General features: G+C 58.8%; 1 protein-coding gene. It reads left to right on the plus strand.

Annotated elements, in window-relative coordinates; translation table 11 throughout:
- Positions 1-1,083: Ig-like domain-containing protein (locus tag KOSB73_RS12480; RefSeq protein WP_207762612.1), on the plus strand; the 1,083-nt coding region annotated here is incomplete at both ends.

The raw sequence follows: 1,083 nt of genomic DNA on the forward strand, positions 1-1,083 counted from the left end.
TCTGACAGCGACTCCGATTCAGATAGTGACTCTGATAGCGATGGCGACTCCGATGCCGATAGCGATTCGGATTCTGACAGCGACTCAGATACCGAGTTACCTACCGCGGCAGAGAATATTACGGTGAATGACAATGTCGGTCCCATCACCGGCGTTCTGCATTCTGGAGATGTAACCGACGATACGACCCCAGAGATTAAAGGAACGGCAGAAGCAGGGGCAACAATAACGATTTACGACGGCGATACCGTACTAGGTACTGTCGTGGTGGATGAGAATGGCAACTGGAGCTTCACTTTACCGGAGCTGAGCGAGGGGACCCACAACCTCAGCGCGACGGTGACCGACAAAGCCGGGAACGTCAGCGAGCGTTCACCGGCGTTTGAGCTGACGATAGATACCACTGCGCCCGCTGCCAGCGCTCCACAGGTAACCGATGACGTAGCTGAGCACACTGGTCCGCTGCAGAGCGGAGATCTGACCAACGACACCACGCCGACCCTGAGCGGCACAGCGGAAGCGGGCGCTACGGTCACGATCTATGACGGCGACACCGTGCTGGGCACCGTGATTGCGGGTGTTGACGGGCGCTGGAGCTTTACTCCGGAAGCGCTGGCCGAAGGTAGCCACAGCCTGAGCACCACGGTGACCGACAAAGCCGGGAACGTCAGCGAGCGTTCACCGGCGTTTGAACTTACGGTGGACACTACGGTGGTGCCGGTCAGCGATCTGCAGGTGACTGATAATGCAGGTGAAGAAACAGGCATTCTCAACAACGGCAGCGTAACGGATGATGATACGCCGACCCTGAGCGGCACGGCGGAAGCGGGTGCCACGGTCACAATTTATGACGGTGATACCGTCCTGGGCACTGCGATAGCGGGCGAGGATGGCCGCTGGAGCTTTACCCCGGGAGCGCTGGCCGAAGGTAGCCACAGCCTGAGCACGACGGTGACCGACAAGGCCGGGAACGTCAGCGAGCGTTCCCCGATATTTGAATTGACTGTCGATCTCAGCGATGACTCGGATTCCGACAGCGATTCGGACTCCGACAGTGACTCGGATTCGGACTCGGACAGTGAT

The sequence above is a fragment of the Klebsiella grimontii genome (genome assembly GCF_900200035.1).
GTDB lineage: Bacteria > Pseudomonadota > Gammaproteobacteria > Enterobacterales > Enterobacteriaceae > Klebsiella > Klebsiella grimontii.